A 2639-nucleotide genomic window follows, 5' to 3' on the forward strand; every position below is an offset into this window, starting at 1 on the left:
GCAGATCCGTCATCTGGCTTTCAAAACGTACCTCTCCGCCCAGACGCTGTATCTCCAGCCGCATATTTTTTACTACAGCCCGAAGGACATCCGTTCCAATATGGGGTTTGTTCAGATACAAAATGGAGCTGTCAGCACCTGCCTCCACAAATGTTTCCAGTACATAGCGTCCCCGCCCTTTCGGATCTTTAACCATGGTATTTAGTTTTCCATCTGAAAAAGTACCGGCGCCGCCCTCTCCGAACTGGACGTTGGAAGAAAGTTTTAAGGGATTTCCTTTCCAGAAGCTTTCCACTGTCTTAGAGCGTGCGTCCACGTCTTCGCCCCGTTCCAAGATCAGAGGACGGTAGCCGCACTTTGCAAGGAGCAGACCGCAGAACAATCCGGCAGGACCCATACCCACAATAACCGGGCGGTCCTTTAATGCTTCTTCTCCGCTGGACGGAATTTGATAAGAAACAGGTGCGGATTTCACAATCTGGCTGTTTTTGCATTTTTTTAAGACCACATGCTCTTTTTCCACCTCAGCATCTATGGTATAGCTGTATTTGATATCCGGTTTCTTGCGTGCATCTATGGAACGTTTTACAATATGGAAACTTTTCAGATCTGCTTCCTTTATTTTCAGTTCTCTGCAGACGGCCCGCGCCAGGTCTTCTTTTGTATGTTCCGGCTGTAATTTTATCTGCGGAATCCTAATCATTCATATCCTCCTATAGAGCGTGGTGCAAACTGACAGGAAATCAATTTTAAATACACGCTCGTTTACCTTAATTTACTGTTTCATGATTACAGGTGCTGTGCAGACCTGCTGTGTAACCGCTGGACCATGCCCACTGCAGATTGTATCCTCCGCAGGCACCGTCAATATCCAGGATTTCTCCGGCTAGAAAAAGACCGGGGGTGATTTTAGATTCCAGACTGGTATTGTCTACTTCCTGTACGGAAACCCCGCCGGAGCATACCTGTGCCTGGGAAAAATCCCGAAAACCGCTGATCTCAGCCATACTGCTTTTAATAGAGCCGGTAAGTGACTTGATTTCATCTGTCGTAACAGCATCTGCAGGCTTCGTATTTTTTATTTTGGACTTTTTTAGCATCACGTTAATGATTTTCTTGTTTAACAGACCGGTGAGAATCTCTTCTACTGTTCGTTTGGGATATTGCAGAGCGCGGTTTTTTAATATATCTATCAGTTCTTCTGTCTGGTAATCCGGCATCAAATCCACACTGACCTGGACATTTTTGTTTGCTGACAGGGCTTTGACTGCAAAACGGCTGAGCTGGAATACTACGATTCCGGAAATGCCGTAATCGGTCCACTGTAATTCGCCGGATTCAGTCATGATGGGGGCTTGTTCCACATAAAGAGTCAGACAGGATTGACTGCGTACCCCGGCGAGGCTTTTATACCAGTCCCCTTTTACCTTTAGCGGAACCAGGGCAGGCAGCGGGGGAATAATCCTGTGACCTGCCATCGCTGCCAGATCATAGCCGCTTCCATCGGAACCGGTAACGGGTGCCGCTTTGGAACCGGCACTTAAGATAACAGCATCAGCCGAATAGGTCCAGCTATCCGTTTCGATCTGCCAGTTTCCCTTAGCATAATACAGCCCTTTTACTTTCTCCAGGCATTTCAGTTTTATGGAAAGCCTTTTTACTTCCATTAACAGAAGGTCTAAAACAGCAGATGCCTGTTCTACATAAGGGTATATATAGCCGCCCCGGTCTTTTAGCAGAAGTCCCAGATCTTCAAAAAATGCCAGGGTATCCGATACGCTGAACTGTTTTAGAATATGGCTGACAAATTCCGGGGTATTGGAACGGAAGACATTTGGATCTGACATGGCGGTATTGGTAAGATTACATTTCCCGTTCCCGGTTGTCAGCAGTTTTTTGCCTGGTTTTTCCATCCCTTCCAGTATGGTGACGGAAGCGCCGTTTCTGGCAGCTGTAATGGCTGCAATCAGACCGGAAGCGCCGGCACCGATGACGAAAACCTTTTTCATGATACGTTCACTCCTATCTTCCGCTTACGGAAGTTTTACTAAGTCCTTCTCGATCAGCCGCTGAAGGGATTTTAAGATGCCCAGTTTGGCGTGCTGCCAGGTAAGTCCGCCCTGGAAATAAACAGCGTAAGGCGGTTTAATCGGTCCATCTGCACTCAATTCAATGGAGGATCCCTGAATAAATGCTCCGGCAGCCATAATGACATCACTGTCATATCCCGGCATAGCCCAGGGCTCTGGTGTCACATAGCTGTCTACCGGTGCGGCAGCCTGAATGCCTTCACAAAAAGCAATGACGCCCTCAGGGAAACCAAATTCTACTGCCTGGATGATATCATGCCGGCTTTCCTGACCATTAGGTACGACCTTAAATCCCAGTTTTTCATAAACATTGGCAGCAAAAATGGCACCCTTTAATGCTCCGCCAACTACGGTTGGTGCCAGGAAAAGACCCTGGTAAAAGGACTGCATTATGCCTAATGTTGCGCCTACTTCCCTGCCAAGACCCGGAGAGGTCAGACGGTAAGAAGCATTTTCGATACATTTTTCGGTACCTGCAATGTATCCGCCTATGGGAGCCAGTCCTCCGCCCGGGTTCTTAATCAGAGATCCTACGACCATATCCGCTCC

3 protein-coding genes are annotated in these 2639 nt (G+C 47.7%); all 3 read right to left on the minus strand.

Annotated features, from left to right (window positions below):
- Nucleotides 1–703, minus strand: a 703-nt coding sequence (locus ACH2DQ_RS02745; protein ID WP_395025484.1) for an NAD(P)/FAD-dependent oxidoreductase, incomplete at its 3' end; no start/stop codon positions are given.
- Nucleotides 704–770: 67 nt separating this feature from the next.
- Nucleotides 771–2009 (minus strand): NAD(P)/FAD-dependent oxidoreductase, encoded by a 1239-nt coding sequence (locus tag ACH2DQ_RS02750; RefSeq protein WP_394911282.1) that lies wholly within the window; start codon nucleotides 2007–2009, stop codon nucleotides 771–773.
- Nucleotides 2010–2033: 24 nt separating this feature from the next.
- On the minus strand, nucleotides 2034–2639 hold a 606-nt coding region (locus ACH2DQ_RS02755; RefSeq protein ID WP_395025486.1), incomplete at its 5' end, for a methionine gamma-lyase family protein.

It is taken from the genome of Robinsoniella sp., from assembly GCF_034124845.1.

Coding starts and splice junctions, on each gene's coding strand:
- ACH2DQ_RS02750 (WP_394911282.1), bottom strand. CDS start 2,009: ATGAAAAAGGTTTTCGTCATCGGTGCCGGCGCTTCCGGTCTGATTGCA.